Annotated in this window: 19 protein-coding genes; 18 read left to right on the plus strand and 1 reads right to left on the minus strand. The window is 33.6% G+C overall.

Translation table 11 applies throughout. The features are described 5' to 3' along the window. Positions 1-2 precede the first annotated feature (2 nt). From EYR00_RS02470 to EYR00_RS02545, 16 genes are all read left to right on the plus strand, one after another. Positions 3-1,355 carry an acetyl-CoA carboxylase biotin carboxylase subunit gene (locus EYR00_RS02470; RefSeq protein ID WP_003538995.1) on the plus strand — a complete coding sequence of 451 codons (1,353 nt, stop codon included), beginning with the start codon at positions 3-5 and terminating at the stop codon, positions 1,353-1,355. A 3-nt stretch (positions 1,356-1,358) separates the two neighbouring features. Continuing rightward, on the plus strand, positions 1,359-2,231 hold the full coding sequence (gene accD, locus EYR00_RS02475) for an acetyl-CoA carboxylase, carboxyltransferase subunit beta (protein ID WP_003538994.1): 873 nt from the start codon (positions 1,359-1,361) through the stop codon (positions 2,229-2,231). Then, entirely contained in the window at positions 2,231-3,181 is a 951-nt protein-coding gene (locus EYR00_RS02480) for an acetyl-CoA carboxylase carboxyltransferase subunit alpha (RefSeq protein ID WP_003538991.1), read from the plus strand. Before accD ends, EYR00_RS02480 begins: the two co-directional genes overlap by 1 nt. Continuing rightward, positions 3,174-3,635: a MarR family winged helix-turn-helix transcriptional regulator gene (locus tag EYR00_RS02485; RefSeq protein WP_003538989.1), complete on the plus strand. Its 462-nt coding sequence runs from the start codon at positions 3,174-3,176 to the stop codon at positions 3,633-3,635. Before EYR00_RS02480 ends, EYR00_RS02485 begins: the two co-directional genes overlap by 8 nt. Before the next feature lie 8 nt (positions 3,636-3,643). After that, a complete protein-coding gene (locus tag EYR00_RS02490) occupies positions 3,644-4,585 on the plus strand; it encodes a beta-ketoacyl-ACP synthase III (RefSeq protein ID WP_003538988.1) in 942 nt (313 codons plus the stop codon). Between the two features lie 3 nt (positions 4,586-4,588). Next, positions 4,589-5,521, plus strand: coding sequence for a DUF561 domain-containing protein (locus EYR00_RS02495; RefSeq protein ID WP_003538987.1), 933 nt, complete (start codon positions 4,589-4,591; stop codon positions 5,519-5,521). 2 nt (positions 5,522-5,523) lie between these two features. Further along, positions 5,524-6,588, plus strand: coding sequence for an NAD(P)H-dependent flavin oxidoreductase (locus EYR00_RS02500; protein WP_003538986.1), 1,065 nt, complete (start codon positions 5,524-5,526; stop codon positions 6,586-6,588). Continuing rightward, complete coding sequence (gene fabD / locus EYR00_RS02505; RefSeq protein WP_003538985.1) at positions 6,588-7,520, plus strand: ACP S-malonyltransferase; 933 nt, start codon at positions 6,588-6,590, stop codon at positions 7,518-7,520. The genes EYR00_RS02500 and fabD overlap by 1 nt, the downstream gene beginning before the upstream one ends. 1 nt (position 7,521) lies before the next feature. Then, positions 7,522-8,274, plus strand: coding sequence for a 3-oxoacyl-[acyl-carrier-protein] reductase (gene fabG / locus EYR00_RS02510; RefSeq protein WP_003538984.1), 753 nt, complete (start codon positions 7,522-7,524; stop codon positions 8,272-8,274). A gap of 11 nt (positions 8,275-8,285) precedes the next feature. Further along, positions 8,286-9,527, plus strand: a complete 1,242-nt coding sequence (gene fabF, locus EYR00_RS02515) for a beta-ketoacyl-ACP synthase II (protein WP_003538983.1) — start codon at positions 8,286-8,288, stop codon at positions 9,525-9,527. A gap of 4 nt (positions 9,528-9,531) precedes the next feature. Continuing rightward, positions 9,532-9,957, plus strand: coding sequence for a 3-hydroxyacyl-ACP dehydratase FabZ (fabZ, locus tag EYR00_RS02520; RefSeq protein WP_008792258.1), 426 nt, complete (start codon positions 9,532-9,534; stop codon positions 9,955-9,957). Positions 9,958-10,058: 101 nt separating this feature from the next. After that, entirely contained in the window at positions 10,059-10,919 is an 861-nt protein-coding gene (locus tag EYR00_RS02525; protein WP_003538981.1) for a DMT family transporter, read from the plus strand. A 289-nt stretch (positions 10,920-11,208) separates the two neighbouring features. Then, a complete protein-coding gene (locus tag EYR00_RS02530) occupies positions 11,209-12,363 on the plus strand; it encodes an amidohydrolase (RefSeq protein WP_003538980.1) in 1,155 nt (384 codons plus the stop codon). Then, positions 12,356-13,378, plus strand: coding sequence for a methionine ABC transporter ATP-binding protein (locus EYR00_RS02535; protein WP_029481779.1), 1,023 nt, complete (start codon positions 12,356-12,358; stop codon positions 13,376-13,378). The genes EYR00_RS02530 and EYR00_RS02535 overlap by 8 nt, the downstream gene beginning before the upstream one ends. After that, a complete protein-coding gene (locus EYR00_RS02540) occupies positions 13,371-14,039 on the plus strand; it encodes a methionine ABC transporter permease (RefSeq protein WP_003538978.1) in 669 nt (222 codons plus the stop codon). Before EYR00_RS02535 ends, EYR00_RS02540 begins: the two co-directional genes overlap by 8 nt. 10 nt (positions 14,040-14,049) lie before the next feature. Then, complete coding sequence (locus EYR00_RS02545) at positions 14,050-14,862, plus strand: MetQ/NlpA family ABC transporter substrate-binding protein (protein ID WP_008792256.1); 813 nt, start codon at positions 14,050-14,052, stop codon at positions 14,860-14,862. A 333-nt stretch (positions 14,863-15,195) separates the two neighbouring features. Here the strand turns inward: EYR00_RS02545 and EYR00_RS02550 are convergent, their stop codons facing one another. Beyond that, a complete protein-coding gene (locus EYR00_RS02550; protein ID WP_226814522.1) occupies positions 15,196-15,903 on the minus strand; it encodes an IS110 family transposase in 708 nt (235 codons plus the stop codon). Positions 15,904-16,223: 320 nt separating this feature from the next. Between EYR00_RS02550 and EYR00_RS02555 the strand changes: the two genes are divergently transcribed. Further along, the gene (locus EYR00_RS02555; RefSeq protein ID WP_009008652.1) at positions 16,224-17,381 is read left to right on the plus strand and encodes a trans-sulfuration enzyme family protein; all 1,158 of its coding nucleotides are present in this window, start codon (positions 16,224-16,226) and stop codon (positions 17,379-17,381) included. Then, the gene (locus EYR00_RS02560; protein WP_009008653.1) at positions 17,371-18,552 is read left to right on the plus strand and encodes a MalY/PatB family protein; all 1,182 of its coding nucleotides are present in this window, start codon (positions 17,371-17,373) and stop codon (positions 18,550-18,552) included. The genes EYR00_RS02555 and EYR00_RS02560 overlap by 11 nt, the downstream gene beginning before the upstream one ends. The last annotated feature ends 817 nt before the right edge of the window (positions 18,553-19,369 follow it).

Below are 19,369 nucleotides of genomic sequence, written 5' to 3' on the forward strand. Positions count from 1 at the left end.
AGATGTTTAAGCGAATTTTAATTGCCAACCGTGGCGAAATCGCGGTAAGAATAATTCGAACATGCCAAGAATTAGGAATTGAAGCAGTTGCTGTTTATTCAAATGTTGATAGTACTTCATTGCATGTGCAATTGGCTGATCATGCGGTATGTATAGGTCCTGCCAAGGCAGCGGATAGTTATTTAAATATGAAAAATATTTTAAGTGTAGCGACTGCACTAGGTTGTGATGCAATTCATCCAGGATTTGGCTTTTTATCAGAAAACTCAACTTTTGCTCGTTTAGTAGAAGAATGTGGAATAACTTTTATTGGGCCTAGTGGCGATGTTATTGATATGATGGGAAATAAAAGTATGGCCCGTCAAAAAATGATTGAAGCAGGTGTGCCGGTAGTTCCTGGGAGTGATGGGAGTGTAAATACTTTACAAGAAGCTAAAGAAGTTGCAAATCAAATTGGTTATCCAGTTTTAATTAAAGCCTCAGCAGGTGGTGGTGGTCGTGGAATGCGAAAAGCCTTTAGCGAAGAAGAATTTGATGATGCTTATTTAACTGCTAAAGCAGAAGCTAAAGCATGTTTTGGTGATGATGATATGTATTTAGAAAAATTAATTTTAAATCCTAAACATATTGAATTTCAAATTTTAGCCGATAATTATGGAAATGTTATTCATTTAGGAGAACGCGATTGTTCTATTCAACGACGCAATCAGAAGATGATTGAAGAGGCACCAAGTAAAGCCTTAACACCGCTGCTCCGACAAAAAATGGGGGAAGATGCAGTTAAAGCGGCTAAAGGAGCAGGTTATCGCAATGCAGGAACGATTGAATATGTTTTAGATCAAGATGGAAATTATTATTTTATTGAAATGAATACTCGAATTCAAGTTGAGCATCCAATTACTGAAATGGTGACCGGGGTAGATTTAATTAGGGAACAGATTAGAATTGCCGCAAATCAAAAATTAACTTATAAACAAAGTGATATTCATTTAAATGGACATGCGATTGAATGCCGAATCAATGCTGAAAATCCACGTGAGGGATTCAGACCGTGTCCGGGAACTGTTAATAGTGTTCATTTACCAGGAGGTTTAGGGGTGAGAATTGATACAACTTTATATCAGGGGTATAAAGTTTCATCACATTATGATTCCATGATTGCTAAAGTTATTGTTCATGGTTCTAATCGCTTAGAAGCAATTAGAAGAATGCGTAGAGTTTTAGCTGAATTAGTTATTGACGGAATTGATACTAACCAAGAATTACAATATTTGATTTTACATACGGGAGAGTATGTAAAAGGAAATTTTGATACAAGTTTTATTGAAAATAACTTAGATAAGTTGGTGGGATAATAAATGGAAGAGTTATTTAAGGCACGAAAAGAAAAATTGAATTTATTTAAATCTATTCGTAATAAAATGCAAGATAAAAAAAGAATTGATGTACCCGATGGTTTATATACAAAGTGTGATTCTTGCGGAGAGTCGATTTTAAGTGAAGATTTGAAAGAAAGTTATTATGTTTGTCCTAAATGTGGAGCACATTTAAAGATGCGGGCATACACGCGATTAAATCTTTTGTATGATGGGGGAAAATATAAAGAATTATATAAAAGTATTAAATCAAATGATCCATTAATGTTTCCTGGTTATAAAGAAAAATTAGTAAAATTAGAAGAAACAACAAATCTTGACGAAGCGGTTGTTTGTGCTACAGGAAGAATTGATGGAAGAAAAGTTGTTGTTTGTGTGATGGATTCTCGTTTTTTAATGGGGAGTATGTCAGGTGCTGTCGGAGAAAAGATTACTAGAGCAATTGAACATGCGACAAAACGCAAATGTCCAATCATTATTTTTACAACTTCTGGGGGAGCTAGAATGCAAGAGGGAATTATTTCACTAATGCAAATGGCTAAAACTAGTGCTGCTCTAGCCAAACATCATGAAGCCGGATTGTTATATATTTCGTATATTACTCATCCTACTACTGGTGGAGTTACTGCTTCTTTTGCCATGCTTGGGGACATTATTATTGGGGAACCTAAAGCATTAATCGGATTTGCGGGACCAAGAGTAATTGAATCAACAATTAAACAAAAATTACCCGAAGGTTTTCAAAGAACCGAGTTTATGCAAGATCAAGGATTTATTGATATGATCGTAGAACGTTCTAAAATGCGTGAAACGATTATCAAATTATTAAAAATGCATAGCAGGGGGGCGCAATAATGTCACTGCAAGAAAAAGAAATAAAAATTAAAGAAATAGAATTAGAGTTATTAAAATTAAAGGATGACCAAGAGATTGACCACACTTTACAAATTCAAGATTTAGAAAATACAAAAGCAAAAATTGAAGCTGAAGCATATCAGGATATTAGTGCTTATGATCGAGTTTATCTTGCTCGTAAAGCTGACCGTCCTAATGTCCGTGAATATATTGATAATTTATTTGATGATTTTATTGAATTACATGGGGACCGTCTTTACAAAGATGATGGTTCAATTGTCGGTGGATTAGCAATGTTTAATAATATTCCCTGTACTGTAATTGGACATTTAAAAGGACGAACTTTAGAGGAAAATCTACACTGTAATTTTGGAATGTCTTCACCAGAAGGGTATCGTAAAGCGATGCGTTTGATGAAACAGGCGGAAAAATTTAATCGACCAATTGTTACATTTGTAGATACACCAGGTGCTTATCCGGGTTTAAAAGCTGAAAAACATGGAATCGGTGAAGCAATTGCGCGTAATCTAATGGAAATGTCACAGCTGACGGTGCCTATTATTGTGATTGTAATCGGTGAAGGCGGCAGTGGTGGAGCTTTGGCACTAAGTGTTGGAGATCGTATGGTAATGCTTGAAAATAGTGTTTATTCGGTTTTATCACCAGAAGGCTTTGCATCAATCTTATGGAAAGATAAAGATGGTTCAAGAGTTCATGAAGCTGCAGAGCTAATGAAATTGACTGCAAATGATTTATATGAAATGAAGATCATTGATAAGATCATCAAAGAACCTCGAGGTGGAATTACAAAGAACCGCGAATATGTATACAAACGTTTAAGAATCTATCTTCGAAATACTCTTGAAGAATTGATGAAATTATCAAAAACATCATTAGTAAATAAACGTTACAATAAATTTAGAGAAATGGGTCGAATTACGAATGACTAATCGCGATATTTTAAATCGAGAATTAATTAATCAACTGTTTGTAAGACTGTTTAATCAAATTTTGGATATTGAAACCCAATATATGGTAGGACATGGAGTGGAAGATTTAAGTTTATCAGAACTGCATATTATCGATGCAATCAGTTCGCTTTCAAATCCCACGATGTCAACAATTGCTTCTCAGGCGACTTTAACTAATGGAACAATTACGACAGCAATAAAAAAGCTCGAAGCTAAGGGATACGTAAAACGTCGTAAAGATGATAATGATCGACGCATTATTCGTGTAGAGCTGACAGCTAAAGGCAATCGTGTTTGCAAAGTACATCGAGACTTTCACGAAGAGATGGTAAGTCGTGTCTGTGAAGATAGTCATGTTCTTGATGATGAGTTACTGATTAAATCATTACAACAGTTATTGTATTTCTTTGAAGATATCAAAGAAAAATATTAGGAGATTATATGAGTGGATTAAAAATATTATCAACTGGTTATTATGCACCACAAAAAGTACTTGATAATTTCGACCTTGAAAAAGTGGTTGAAACATCAGATGAGTGGATCGTCTCTAGAACCGGGATAAAAAGAAGACATATTGCTGAAAATGAAAGTTGCGTAGAACTTGGGTATCAAGCAGCTTTAAAGGCAGTTGAAAAAATAGATAAAAGTAAGATTGGATTGATTATCTGTGCAACAATGACACCCGATTATTTTACTCCCAGCACTGCTTGTTTGATTCAAGAAAGATTAGGTTTGAATGATCAAGAAGTAATGTGCTTTGATTTAAATGCTGCTTGTAGCGGCTTTGTGTATGCCTTAACGGTAGCCCAGGCATTATTACAAAACATGGAAGATAAATATGCTTTAGTCATTGGAAGTGAAGAAATTTCCAAAATAATGGATTTCAAAGATCGCAATACTTGTGTTTTGTTTGGTGATGGGGCTGGAGCCCTTGTAGTTGGAAATGGTGATGGTATTTTTGCTAGCTACAGTAATTCAGCGGGAAATTTAGAAGCATTAAAGGCCCCGGCAATCAGTAAATCTAATCAGGATCATTATTTAACGATGGCTGGGCAGGAAGTGTTTAAGTTTGCAATAAAAGTAATTCCTGAAAGTATTAATGCAATCTTAGAAAAAACAAATTTAACTCTTGATGAGATTGATTACGTTGTCTGTCATCAAGCAAATTATCGGATTATTAAAAATGTATATAAGAAGATGAAGTCTTCAGAAGATAAGTTTTATATGAATTTGCAAGAATATGGGAATACATCAGCAGCTAGCATTCCTTTGGCTTTAGGTGAAATGAATGAAAAAGGAATGTTAAGACCAGGTGACAAAATTATTTGTGTTGGTTTTGGTGGTGGTCTTACTTGGGGCGCAACATTAATGGAATGGAGTTAGAAGATGAAATTAAATAAATTATTAAATATTGAATATCCTTTGATTCAAGGAGGAATGGCAAATATCGCTACCGGTGAATTTGCAGCTAGTGTATCTAATGCTGGCGCACTTGGTTTAATTGGTGCCGGTGGAATGGACACTGCTACATTAAAAAAGAATATTGAAATTTGCCGTAATTTAACTGATAAACCTTTTGGTGTCAATATCATGTTGATTAATCCTTGTGCTGATGAGATGGCACAATTAGTAATTGATGAAAAAGTGCCGGTCGTAACAACTGGAGCAGGAAATCCTGGTAAATATGTTGCTGCATGGAAAGCAGCAGGAATTAAAGTATTGCCAGTTGTTCCAAGTGTAGCTTTAGCAAAGCGCCTTGAAAAATATAACGTTGATGCAATTATTGTTGAAGGAACTGAGGCAGGTGGTCATATAGGTGAATTAACTACAATGGCATTAGTACCTCAAGTAGTTGAAGCAGTTAGTGTTCCTGTTATAGCAGCTGGTGGAATTGCGAGTGGAAAACAGGTATTGGCAGCGTATGCTCTAGGGGCTTGTGGAGTACAGGTAGGAACTTGTCTGCTTGCAAGCGAAGAGTGTCCGATTCATGAAAATTATAAACAAGCTGTAATCAAAGCTAAAGATACAAGCACTACAGTAACTGGAAGAATCGCAGGAACACCAGTACGGGTAATAAAAAATAAAATGGCTAAAGAGTATGTTAAGCGTGAAAAAGAAGGTGCTGACATGATGGAACTTGAAAAATATACATTAGGTTCACTACGTAGAGCAGTTTTAGAAGGTGACGCCGATACCGGTTCATTAATGGCTGGCCAAGTAGTCGGAATGATCAATGAAATTAGACCTCTAAAAGTAATTATTAAAGAATTATTTGATGATTGTGATAAGGCATTTAAGAAATTAGAAAGCGAGTTTTAATTATGAAAAAGGTAAATATCGGAGATATGACTCTTGATGTACCAATCATACAAGGTGGCATGGGAGTTGGTATTTCACTTGGAAATTTGGCTGGAAATGTTGCTTTAAATGGTGGTATGGGTGTTATTTCAACTGCTCATCCTGGTTATCGTGCTGATGATTTTGAAAAAAATCCGCTAGAAGCTAATAAACGTGAGCTAGCTAATGAAATAAAGAAAGCTAAAGAGATTGCTAAAGGTAAAGGGATGGTTGCAATTAATGCAATGGTCGCAATTACTGACTATGCAGCTTTAGTTGAAGTAGCTGTAAAAAGTAAAATAGATGCAATTATTTCGGGTGCTGGATTACCTATGAACTTACCAAGTTTTGTTCAAGGAACAAAAGTTAAAATTGCCCCAATTGTATCAAGTGGTAAAGCCGCTAAATTGATTTGTAAAACTTGGGATCGTAAATTTAAGGTAGCTCCAGACTTTGTTGTCATTGAAGGAAGTGAAGCTGGTGGTCATCTAGGCTTTCATAAAGAAGATGTGTTAAATAAAACAACGGCTAAATTAGTAGATATTTTTAAAGAAGTAAAAGAGACTGTTCAACCATTTGTTGAAAAATATCAAAAGGATATTCCTATTTTTGTAGCTGGTGGTGTTTATGATAGTGAGGATATTCAAAAGTATTTAGATTTAGGTGCTGATGGTGTTCAAATGGCAACACGGTTTATTTGTACTGAGGAATGTGATGCAGATATTAAATATAAACAAGCATTTATAAATGCTAAAAAAGGAGATATCGAGATTGTTAAATCACCAGTTGGAATGCCGGGAAGAGCCATCATGACGAAGTTGACAAAAAGACTTAAACAAGATGAAAGGATTCCAGTAAAACGCTGTTATAATTGCTTAATTCCTTGTGATGTTAAAACTACGCCTTATTGTATTAGTGGTGCATTGATCAATGCTGCTAAAGGTAATTTGGATGAGGGATTAGTATTTAGTGGAAGCAATGGATATCGTAATGATAAAATTATTTCAGTAAAAGAATTAATGGATGAATTAAAGAGAGGACTAAAATAATGGGTAAGATTGGATTTGTATATGCTGGTCAAGGTAGTCAGGTAGTTGGAATGGGTCAATCATTCTATGATAACTATCAAATTGCTAAAGATGTTTTTGATAACATTGACTTAGATATTGATGTAAAGAAATTATGCTTTGAAGGTCCCCTTGAAGAACTTTCTTTAACAAGAAATACACAACCATGTATGGTTGCTGTTGCTGTAGTAGCAACTAAGCTATTAAAAGAAAATGGAATTGCTCCAGATTATGTAGCAGGATTAAGTCTTGGTGAATATTCAGCTTTAAATGCAGCAGGTGTTTTAGATGATCAAACAGCAATTAATTTAGTACGTTTCCGTGGTCAAGCGATGGAAAGAGCGGCAGCAGGAATTGAAAGCAAAATGATTGCAATTATTGGCTTAGATCGCGAATTATTAAATGAAGCAGTTAAAGAAGCTAGGGCTTTGGGAGTTGTTTCAATTGCTAACTATAATTGTCCAGGACAATTAGTAATTGGTGGTGAGGCTGAGGCAGTTACTAAGGCTAGCGAATTAGCATTAGAAAAAGGTGCTCGTCGGGCAATTCCTTTAAATACAAGTGGACCTTTCCATACAGAATTATTAGCACCAGCTAGTAATGAACTTAAAGAAAAGTTTGTAAGTGTTAATTTTAATGAAATGCAAGTTCCTGTAATATTCAATAGTTCGGCTAAAGAACTTGAGTCTGGAGTTAGTATTGCTCAAATGTTAGAGAAGCAAGTAATGTCTTCAGTATATTTTGAAGATAGTATTCGTTATATGTTAGAAAACGGGGTTGATACAATTATTGAAATCGGTCCTGGTAAAGTTTTAAGTGGATTTATTCGTAAGATTGATAAGACAATTAAAACTTATCAAGTTGAAGATCAAGCATCATTAGAAAAAACATTAGCGGGATTAAAAGGAGAATAAGATGAAATTAAAAGATAAAGTAGTTTTAGTAACTGGTGGAGCCCAAGGAATTGGTAAAGAAATTTGTTTAACTTGTGCTCGTGAAGGTGCTAAGATCATTGTAAATTATGTTAATTTTGGTGATAATAAAAAAATTGCTGAAGCAACTAAATCAGAATTAGAAGCAATCGGTGCGACTGTTATGTTAGCTCAAGCTAATGTTGCTTCGTTTGAAGAAACAGAAACAATGTTTAAAGAAATCATTAAAGAATTTGGTCGAATCGATGTTCTTGTAAATAATGCTGGAATTACTAAAGATGGATTGTTGATGCGAATGAAAGAGAATGATTTTGATGCAGTTATTGATGTTAATTTAAAAGGAACATGGAATTGTATGAAACATGCGACTAAAATTATGATGAAACAACGTTATGGTCGTATTATTTCAATGTCATCAGTAGTTGGGGTAATGGGAAATGCTGGTCAAGTAAATTATTCAGCAAGTAAAGCTGGAATTATTGGAATGACAATGTCATTAGCGCGCGAAGTTGGTAGTCGGGGAATTACTGTGAATGCGGTAGCACCAGGTTTTATTCAAACTGCAATGACTGATGTTTTACCTGAAGATATTAAAGAAAGTATGGCTAAACAAATTCCTTTAGGAACTTTTGGACAAGTAAGAGATATCGCTAATACGGTAGTATTTTTAGCAAGTGATGATGCTAGATACATTACTGGTCAAACTATCCATGTTGATGGCGGAATGGCAATGTAAGGAGAGAGACAATGGAAAGAAGAAGAGTTGTAGTAACAGGGCTTGGAGCAATTAATGCAATTGGTCATAATGTTGAAGAAACTTGGAAAAGTATTAAAGAAGGTGTTTGTGGAATTGACGAAATCACAAACTATGATAAAGAATTAACAAAAGTAAAAATTGCAGGTGAAGTAAAAAATTTTAATGCTGCTGATTATTTAGATAAAAAAGCAGTTCGAAAAATGGATCGCTTTACTCAATTTGGTGTAATTGCTGCTAAAGAGGCTTTTAAGGATGCTGGTTTAAAGATTGAAGAGATTGATGCTGACCGTTTTGGTGTAGTTGTGTCAAGCGGAATTGGAGGGCTTGCAACAATTGAGAAAGATCATACTAAGGGGTTAGAAAAAGGTTATGATCGTGTTTCGCCATTCTTTGTGCCAATGTCAATTACAAATTTGGCAGCGGGAAATATTGCAATTGAATTAGGGGCAAAAGGATTATGTACTTGTCCGGTCACAGCTTGCGCTGGTGGAACTAATGCGATTGGTGATGCGTTTAGAAATATCCGTGATGGTTATCAAGAAATTATGGTTGCTGGTGGGGCAGAAGCTAGTATTACTCCACTTGGTATTGGAGGCTTTTCATCAATGAAAGCTCTTTGTGATAATAATGATCCGAAACGGGCGTCAATTCCTTTTGACGAGGAACGTTGTGGATTTGTTATGGGTGAGGGTGCTGGAATTGTTGTACTTGAAGAATTAGAACATGCTAAAGCTCGTGGCGCTCATATCTATTGTGAAATGGTCGGATATGGTGTCAGTTGTGATGCTCATCATATTACTGCACCTTTAGAAGATGGCTCTGGTGGGGCTAAAGCGATGATCAATGCAATCAAGGATGCTGGTTTAGTAGCTGAAGACGTAACTTATATTAATGCACATGGAACTAGTACCCCTTTAAATGATAAAGGTGAAACAATGGCAATTAAATCTGCTTTAGGTGAAGCTGCTAAAAAGGTTGCTATTTCTTCGACGAAAGGAAATACGGGGCATTGTTTAGGTGCTGCCGGGGGAATCGAGGGGGTAATTTGTGTTAAAGCAATCGAAGAGGGATTTATTCCAGCTACGATTAATTATCAAAAACCAGATCCATTATGTGATTTAGATATCGTTCCAAATACTGGTAGAAATCAAGATGTTAATGTAGCTATGTCAAATTCATTAGGATTTGGTGGTCATAATGCGACTATCATCTTTAAGAAATATGGAGAATAAGAAAATGGAACTAAATAGTAATCAAATTCAAGAAATCAATCCGCACCGTTATCCTTTTGCTTTAGTAGATCGAATTACTGATTACCAGCCTGGACAGTGGGCAAAAGGAATTAAATGTGTCAGTGTTAATGAAATGCATTTTTGTGGTCATTTTCCTGAGCATCATGTTATGCCAGGAGTATTGATTGTTGAGGCATTAGCTCAAGTTGGGTGTATTGCAATTCTTTCTAAAGAAGAAAATAAAGGTAAAATTGCTTTCTTTGGGGGCATTAATAAGTGTAAGTTTAAAGGTCAAGTAACGCCTGGTGATGTTTTAGAAATGGAATGTACTCTAACTAAACAAAAAGGACCAATTGGAATTGGTGATGCTGTTGCTAAGGTAAATGGTAAGGTAGTTTGTAAAGCTGAACTTATATTTGCTGTTCAATAATAATTAATTGGATAACGAAAGTTATCCTTTTTTGTTGTAAATCATATTAATTGACGTAATGGTTATAATAGATATAATCATTATAGTATCTGGAGGTGCTTATGAATAATATCCGTAAAGGGATGATGTGTATAATTTTAGCCGCTTTCTTTTTTGCAGCAATGAATGTATTTGTAAAATTAGCTGGCGATTTACCATCAATTCAAAAAAGTTTTTTTAGAAATTTGGTAGCTGCTTTATTTGCTTTTTTTATCCTATTAAAAAGTAAACAGGGATTTACATATAAACAAAAAGATTTACCGATGCTTTTATTACGCTCAGTCTTTGGAACGTTGGGAATTCTTTGTAATTTTTATGCAGTTGATCATCTTTTAGTTAGTGATGCTTCGATGCTTAATAAATTATCACCATTTTTTGTAATTATTTGTTCCTCTTTGTTTTTAAAAGAAAAAGCGACAAGAATACAAAAAATATCAATTATCGTAGCTTTCATTGGAAGCTTGTTTGTAATCAAACCATCTTTTAATCTTTTAAATAATGTGGATTCAATTATTGGTGTTTTGGGGGCATTAGGAGCAGGAATAGCTTATACTTGTGTGCGGAAGCTAGGTAAGCAGGGGGTAAATGGTGCAAAAATTGTATTTTTCTTTTCATGCTTTTCTTGTCTCAGTGTGTTACCATATTTAATAATTAATTATCAGCCGATGAGTTTAGAACAGTTTTTAATCTTACTAGGTGCAGGGTTAATGGCAGCTGGTGGTCAATTTGCAATTACTGCGGCGTATAATAATGCAGCTGGCAAGGATATTTCAATCTATGATTATAGTCAAATATTATTTGCAGCGATATTAGGATTTATTTTCTTAAATCAAATTCCTGATATATGGAGCATAGTTGGATATATCATTATTATTGGTGCTGCTTTAGGAGTTTATTTATATCAACGAAGAATAGCTAATTAGCTATTTTTTTTATGCAAACATATTGACATTTATTTTTTTGCTTGACGGAGTATTTATAGTGTGTTAAGATACTTTACATAGCAAACCTATCGATATAGTAGGAAAAGAAGAGGAGCGAACGATGATGTTAAAAAGCAGAAGAGATATGATGTATATGTGTATGTGCAGCTGTATACAAAAGTATAGGGTACATTTTCGTGTATGCAAATATTCTTAATACTATATTAAATGGGGTAGTGGGATGTTTACATAAACATCCCACTTTTGTTATTAAAAAGGGGGAATTAGAATGGAAGACGACAGTTTACAAAAAGAATTAGAATATCAATTTGAGTGGTTTCATCGTAATCCGGAATTATCTTATGAGGAATATGAAACTACTAAAAGAATTAAAACATTATTACAAGAGCATGATATTGAAGTTTTAGATTTACCATTAAAAACTGGATTAGTTGCAGTTATTAGAGGTGGATACCCTGGTAAAGTAATTGCTTTACGAAGTGATATTGATGCTTTACCAGTTAATGAGGAAACGACATTAAGCTATAAGTCAGAGATTGAAGGAAAGATGCATGCTTGTGGTCATGATTTTCATTTAACAACGATTTATGGTGTTGCTTTATTGTTAAATGAAAATGCTGCTCAATTACATGGAACAGTAAAATTATTATTTCAACCGGCTGAAGAGTCTTCATTAGGAGCTCTAAAAATTATTGAGACAGGGGTTTTAGATGATGTTAATGCAATTTTTGGAATTCATAGTACTTCGCAGTTTGAAGTGGGAACAATTGGAATTAAAGCGGGGACAGTTTCAGCTGCTGTTGATCGATTTAAAATTAATTTGAAGGGCTTTGGAAGCCATGCAGCCCATCCACAAATGGCTAAAGATCCAATCGTTGCAGCTGCTGCATTAGTTAACAGCTTACAAACGATCGTTAGTCGAAATATGGATCCTTTTAATAGTAGTGTTTTAAGTATTACACATCTTCAAGCAGGGAATACGTGGAATGTTATTCCTGAACAAGCCTTAATTGAAGGGACTGTTAGAACGCTGACTAGCGAGGAGAGGGAGCTGTTTGGAAAACGATTAAAGGAAATAACTTATGGGATTAGCCAAGCCTATGATCTTGATACAGAAATTGAGTGGATAGCGGGGCCTCCTGCAACCGTCAATGATGAGGAATGGAGTAATTTTGCTAAAGCAATTGCTCAAGCAGAAAAAATTGCTATAGGGATACCCGAAGCAACTTTAGGAGGCGAAGATTTTGCATTTTATCTTGAAAAAATCAGGGGAACATTTATTAAAATCGGAACCGGAAAGACCTATCCTAATCATCATCCGAAGTTTAAGGTAAATCCTGCAGCTTTATCGTTAGCTGCAAAATATCTTAGCCAATTGGCGAAACAGGCTCTTTTAAAATTGGAGGCAGATGAGAATGATTAAAATTGAACACGTAAATAAGACTTTTACAACTAAAAGTGGTGAAGTTCCAGCATTGCAAGATGTCTCTCTAGAAGTAGAAGCGGGTGATATTTACGGTGTAATCGGTTATTCTGGGGCTGGTAAATCAACGTTATTACGAATGGTAAATTTATTGGAACGTCCTGAAAATGGGGCAATCTATATTAATAATCAAAATATTATAGATTTAAAAGAACGAGAATTAAATATTTTACGAAAAGATATAGGTATGATTTTTCAACAGTTTAATTTATTAGAATCACAAACAGTCTATCAAAACATTGCTATCCCATTGATTCTTTCAAAACTGGATAAAAAAGCTATTGAAGTAAGAGTTAAACAATTATTATCTTTTGTGGAATTGGAAGATAAGCGTGATACTTATGTATCACAACTGTCTGGGGGTCAAAAACAAAGAATTGGTATTGCTAGAGCATTAGCTACAGAACCTAAGATTTTACTCTGTGATGAGGCAACTAGTGCTTTAGATCCACAGACAACAGAAGCAATTTTATTGCTGCTTAAAAAAATTAATTGTGAACTTGGGATAACAATTTTGTTAATAACTCATGAGATGAATGTAATCAAGAAAATTTGTAATAAAGTAGCGGTAATGAAATCTGGTAAAATCATTGAGAAAGGTGATACTTTAGAGGTTTTTAGTAATCCACAACAAGAAATGACAAAGAGATTTGTTGAAACAGTTATTAGCAATGTAATTCCAACCACACTTTTAAAAGAATTAGATTATCGGTATCCGGTTTTAAAACTTACTTTTTTTGGTGAAAGTACAAAGCATGATGTAATTTCTAAAATTAATAAGCATTTTAAAATTATAACAACAATTTTATTTGCTTCAGTTAATGAAGTAGGAGAAGATATTTTAGGAATTTTAACAATTCAGTTAAAAGGTGAACAGGATGAAGTTATTCGAGCGATAAATTATATTCAAAAACAAGATGTGAAGATAGAGAGGGTGGAATTGAATTATGATTGAAAATTATTTAAATATACCTGCTGATAAATTACTTGAAGCGGCAGGCCAGACAATTTATATGTTGGGAATATCATTATTTTTTGGAACCTTGATAGGAATACCGCTAGGCTTACTTTTAGTCCTTACTAGAAAAAATGGAGTTAAAGCCAATCATACAATTCATTTTCTTGTGAGTGGGTTAGTAAATATTGTTAGATCTGTGCCATTTGTAATCTTATTAGTATTTATTGCTCCGCTAACAAAAGTGCTGGTTGGAACAAGAATAGGAACAAAGGCTGCAATTGTTCCATTAGTATTTTATATTGCACCATATTTGGCTCGTTTGATAGAAAGTTCTATATTAGAAGTTCAACCGGGAATTTTAGAAGCTGCTAAAGCAATGGGGGCAAATACTTTGGAAATCATTCGTTATTTTTTATTACCAGAGGCGAAAGCTTCGTTAGTTTTAGCACTTACTACTGGAACGATCGGTTTATTGGGGGCAACTGCTATGGCTGGAACAATCGGCGGCGGTGGTGTTGGTGATTTAGCATTAACTTATGGTTATCAGCGTTTTAATAATACTCTAATGTTTGTTACCGTAATCATTTTAATTATCTTTGTACAATTAATTCAAACATTGGGAAATCATTTATCTAAAAAAATTAGAACACATGAATAGGGGAAGAAAAATGAAAAAGAGAATATTGAGTTTATTATTAGTGATGGTTTTTGTTTTGGCCGGATGCCAAAGTAGTAGTGATAAAAGTGAAGATAAGACAACAATTATCTATGGTAAGGCAGCGGGGCCATATACAGTCTTATTTGAAGATGCCATTATTCCAATTTTGAAAAAAGAAGGTTATCAATTTAAATGCATCGAATTTTCAGATTTATTGCAAAATGATACAGCCTTAAATGAAGGCGAGATAGATGTCAATGTTGAGCAGCATACAGCTTACATGAAAAATTTTAATGAATCACAAGATGGTGATTTAGTAGCTTTGACAGCAATTCCAACTGTACCTGCAGGAATTTTCTCAAATACTCATAAAAGCTTAGAGGAAATTAAAAAGGGCGCTAAGATTGCTGTACCAAACGATGCTTCAAATACATCTAGAGCATATGTTTTATTACAAAAAGCAAAGTATATTACTTTAGATCCAGATGTGGATATTAGTTCCGTGACAAAAGATGATATTATTAAAAATCCTTATGAAATAGAGTTTACAGAAATGGATTCAACAATGATTCCTCAAGCTTTAGATGAGTTTGATTATGCTGTAATCACCGGCAGCATAGTTTATAATGCAGGAATTGATGCTTCGAGTGCGTTATTACAGGAGGATGTTTTAGAACATTTATTGTTACAAGTAGTTGTAAAAGAAAAAAATAAAGATACAAAATGGGCTAAAGCAATTGTTGAAGCTTATCGTTCAAAAGAATTTAAAGAATATTTAGATAAAAATAATAATGGTTTATGGTATGTACCTAGCTATAATTAAAAGGGGATAAGTGTGAAAGAAATTTATAAAAAAAGCCGACCTAAAAAATTAAAAATTCATGATGAACTCGTTTGTTGAATAGAAGATAAATTGATTTGGCTTATATCAATATCCATGGATTTCAATAATTCTAATGCTTGATGAGTGGTTATCTTCTGGTTGCCTGGTTTTGGATTTTTTAATGATTCATAATCAGATGGATTGAAGTTTTCACCAGTTTTTGTCATATGGTATATAGAAATAAGAATCATTCTAGCGGTCGCTATAATAGCTTTCTTATGACCACGTCGTTTCTTAATACGATTATACTTGATTCTGAAATATGTTTCTTTTTCACTCTTGATAGCCGAAAGAGCACATTGAACAAGAAGTGGTTTCAAATACTAACCAGTTTTGAATATATTCGTCAAGATTATTCATGTGTTTTATAGTGCAGTTGATTTTGAATCTTTGGTCAGATTCAATGTGAGAATTCTGAATGGCTTGAAAAATTTGATCAGATTTCTTTGAAACAGAACCCTTGAGAATTTTCTTAAGATTGTCTTCAGTGATAATATCACTTTTGAGAATCTCATCCATGGCAGCTTTACAATTCTTTCCTAAATGATCAGTAGAGACAGAAGCTAAGGCAATATTAGAAACAGTCATACAGTTTTGATAACGATTGCGTTCAGAAGAGCGCTTATTGACAAGTTTAATGCGATAATGTGATATTTTTCTAAGTTCTCTAATGTTTTTAGGTGGAATAAAAGAGTACTTGAGAAGATCTTGTTTAAAGATGTTAGCAATCCATTTTGAATCTTTCTTATCGGTTTTCTTACTTCTAATCACCTTCACGTATTTAGGATGAGTAAGAAAAATATTGAGTTCAGATTCAAGGATATTAAAGACAGGAATCCAGTACTTACTGGTAGATTCCATGCAAACATCAAAACAGTTGTTTGATTTAAGCCAGTTTAAAAGATTCAACAAATCAGAGTTAAAAGTAGAAAACTGCTTTTGAATATAGGTCGTGACATTATTATCACCAGAAGCAGCGATGGCCGCTACAAAAAATAAAACCTCCTTTCAAAGAAAGAAGAAGTGGTACTGACTGTCATCTAGCAATATGACCAAATTGGTAATATATCAATAATAAGTGTCCAGGCTCTGAGTCCTAATTATTTGTGCTCGAAAAGATGACGGCGACTTATAATTATACAAGATATTCTAACGAGTAGAATTACCTACTCTACTTCTCGTGCTCTGTAGTATACTACCTCCCTTTCATTATAGCAGGGGGTAGTAGAGTAGAAGGAATCAGAATGTCTTTCAAGAAATATTTGTGTCCATGCGCTTAGCGTGGGGAAATGGAGAAAAGTATGAAATATGAATTTGAAACTCGTTGTATTCATCCTGCAAATTTAGAATTGAAACAGCATCCTTATGGTGCTGTTTCAATTCCAATATACCAAACAGCAATTTTTTCTCATCCTGGGATTGGGGAAAGCAGAGGGCATAACTACTCTCGTGAAAGTAATCCAACAAGAGCTTATTTAGAAGAGATTATTTCCAATTTAGAGGGCGCAGTTGATACAGTTGCTTGTTCTAGTGGAATGGCAGCAATTTCATTGGTACTAGAACTTTTTAGTAGTGGTGATCATTTGATATGTTCAAATGATTTATATGGCGGTTCAACTCGACTATTTACTTTGCAGCAAAATAAAGGTTTAAAATTCAGTTATGTTGATACAACTAATTTAAAGAGTTTTAAGCAGTATATTCGTCCTCAAACAAAAGCTGTTTTTATTGAAACGCCGAGTAACCCAACAATGCAAATAAGTGATTTAAAAAAAATTAGTGCCTTGTGTCAAGCCCACAAGCTGTTACTAATTGTTGATAATACCTTCCTTTCACCATATTTTCAAAATCCATTATTATTAGGTGCTGATATTGTAATTCATAGTGCTACTAAGTTTCTAAGTGGGCATAATGATATTATTGCTGGAAGTATTTCGACTGGTGATCATAAACTAGCTAAAAGGATTAGAGAAGTTTCAAAGACAGTTGGAAATAGCTTGTCACCACTAGATTGTTATTTATTGATTCGGGGGATCAAGACGCTGGCAATCAGACAAAAATCGCAACAAGAAAATGCGCTGAAAATTTCAAACTGGTTAAATCGGCATCCGCGGGTTAGCAAAGTTTATTATCCTGGTTTAATAGAGCATCCAGGATATGAAATCAATAGAAATCAAGCCCGCGGCTTTGGCAGCATGATAGCCTTTAGTGTTGAAAATCATTTTTTAGCAAAAAAGATTTTAGAAAATGTACAATTAATTACTTATGCAGAAAGTCTTGGAGGTGTGGAGTCATTGATTACTTATCCAATGATTCAAACCCATGGTGATGTTCCAGCAGAAATTAGAGCTAAATTAGGAATTACAGATAATTTTTTGCGATTATCAGTAGGAATAGAAAATATTGATGATTTATTAGCTGATTTGAGGCAGGCTTTTGGTGATAATGATGAAATCTAATTTTGATTCAATAATAAACCGTACTAATACAAACTCCTTAAAGTATGATTTCACTAGTGAAAGAGAACGTCCTGATGATATTTTACCGTTATGGGTGGCAGATATGGATTTTATCGTTGCTCCAGAAATACAACAACGATTATATGATGTGGTAAATCATGGTATTTATGGATATAGTGATAGTAAGGATGGTTATTATCAAGCTATTTATAGTTGGTATCGGTCAAAATTTAATTACGAAATAAAAAAGGAATGGATAGTTAAGACGCCTGGTGTTGTATTTGCTTTAGCACAAGCAGTGCGGGCATTTACTAAATTGGGTGATGGAGTAATTATTCAAACACCAGTATATTATCCTTTTAAAGAAGTAATTATTGATAACGGAAGACGTGTTATAACAAATTCTTTAGTTTTAAAAAACGCTCATTATGAAATAGACTTTGATGATTTTGAAGAGAAGATTAAGAAAGAAAAAGTAAAATTGTTTATTTTATGTTCGCCACATAATCCAGTTGGTCGAGTTTGGAAAAAAGATGAGCTATTAAAATTAGGGCAAATCTGCCTTAAAAATGATGTTAAAATTATTAGTGATGAAATCCATAGTGATTTTATTTATCCGGGGCATCAGCATCATGTTTTTGCATCATTAAAGACAGAATTACAGAATATTACAATAACCTGTACGGCTCCTACTAAAACTTTTAATTTGGCCGGATTACAAATTTCAAATATTTTTATTGCCGATGAAAAATTGAGATTACAATTTAAAAAAGCTATTGCCAGTACTGGTTATAGCCAGTGTAATTTGTTTGGATTAGCAGCTTGCCAGACAGCTTATGAATCGTGTTCAAGCTGGCTTGAAGATTTAAAGCAATATTTATTTGAAAATACACGGTTTGTAGATGAATATTTGAAAGAACACATACCATTGATAAAGTTGATTATCCCGGAGGGAACTTATTTGCTTTGGCTTGATTTTAGAAGATTACAAATTTCAGATAAAGAATTAAATGATTTATTGATTGAACATGCTCGATTATGGCTAGATAGTGGAACGATGTTTGGAAAAGAAGGAAAAGGGTTTCAAAGAATTAACATTGCTTGCCCAAGAGCATATTTAAGACAAGCTTTGAATCAATTGAAAAATGCACTTGAAGAAATTGAATATTAATATTTTAAGTATCAATTTCTTGAAATATTATTAAAGTAATTATTGGTATAGTGGTTAGTTAGGTATATGACTTGTAAAAATGATTTATTATAAAAAACAATGCTCTAACTGAAATGTAGAATAGATTTGTTTTAGTTGATTTGATAAAGATTTCTAAATCTTTGTAATAGAGATTAAAAGTATAATATATTTAGACTAAAATACTTGAAATCTAGATTTCTTTTGGAGAAACTAATTAAAGTTTAATCAGATTAAATGCTTATTTTTTTAAATATGCTATAATAGTCATATAAGGTATCACGGACCCTCTCCCATATAATTCGTGATACCTTTTATTTTGTTTAGAATATATTTTCAATAAAATAATATTGCTTAGTATTTATGGTATAAATATAGTACATTTTACTACTATCAGACTGTTCAAATATTTTCCGATAATAAAGTTCATCAAAGTTTGGATGTGTGTTGCCAGGGACTGATAAAGAATGAAATAGATCAAGAATTTGCTTTTCTAAATAATGATTTTTAGATGTATTGAATCCATGATAAAAATCCATATAGTTTTTATTTGTAAATACGTAATGACTAAAAAATCAATGTACTAAAAATCATGAAAATAATTATTTTATTTTTTCGATTTATGTTATTGTAACTGTTAATACGATTGTGAAGATTCATTTCATAGTAATATTGATTATCTTGAGTATTGAGATGTTCACCAGCTAATAATTCGTTAATAGTAATGCCTAAGATATCGCGAAAATCGTGATAAAATGAAGCATCGATAAAATTTCGACCATTTTGATATAGCTTTATT

Origin of the sequence: Thomasclavelia ramosa DSM 1402 (assembly GCF_014131695.1) — a bacterium.
In the GTDB taxonomy this organism is placed as follows: Bacteria; Bacillota_I; Bacilli_A; order Erysipelotrichales; family Coprobacillaceae; genus Thomasclavelia; species Thomasclavelia ramosa.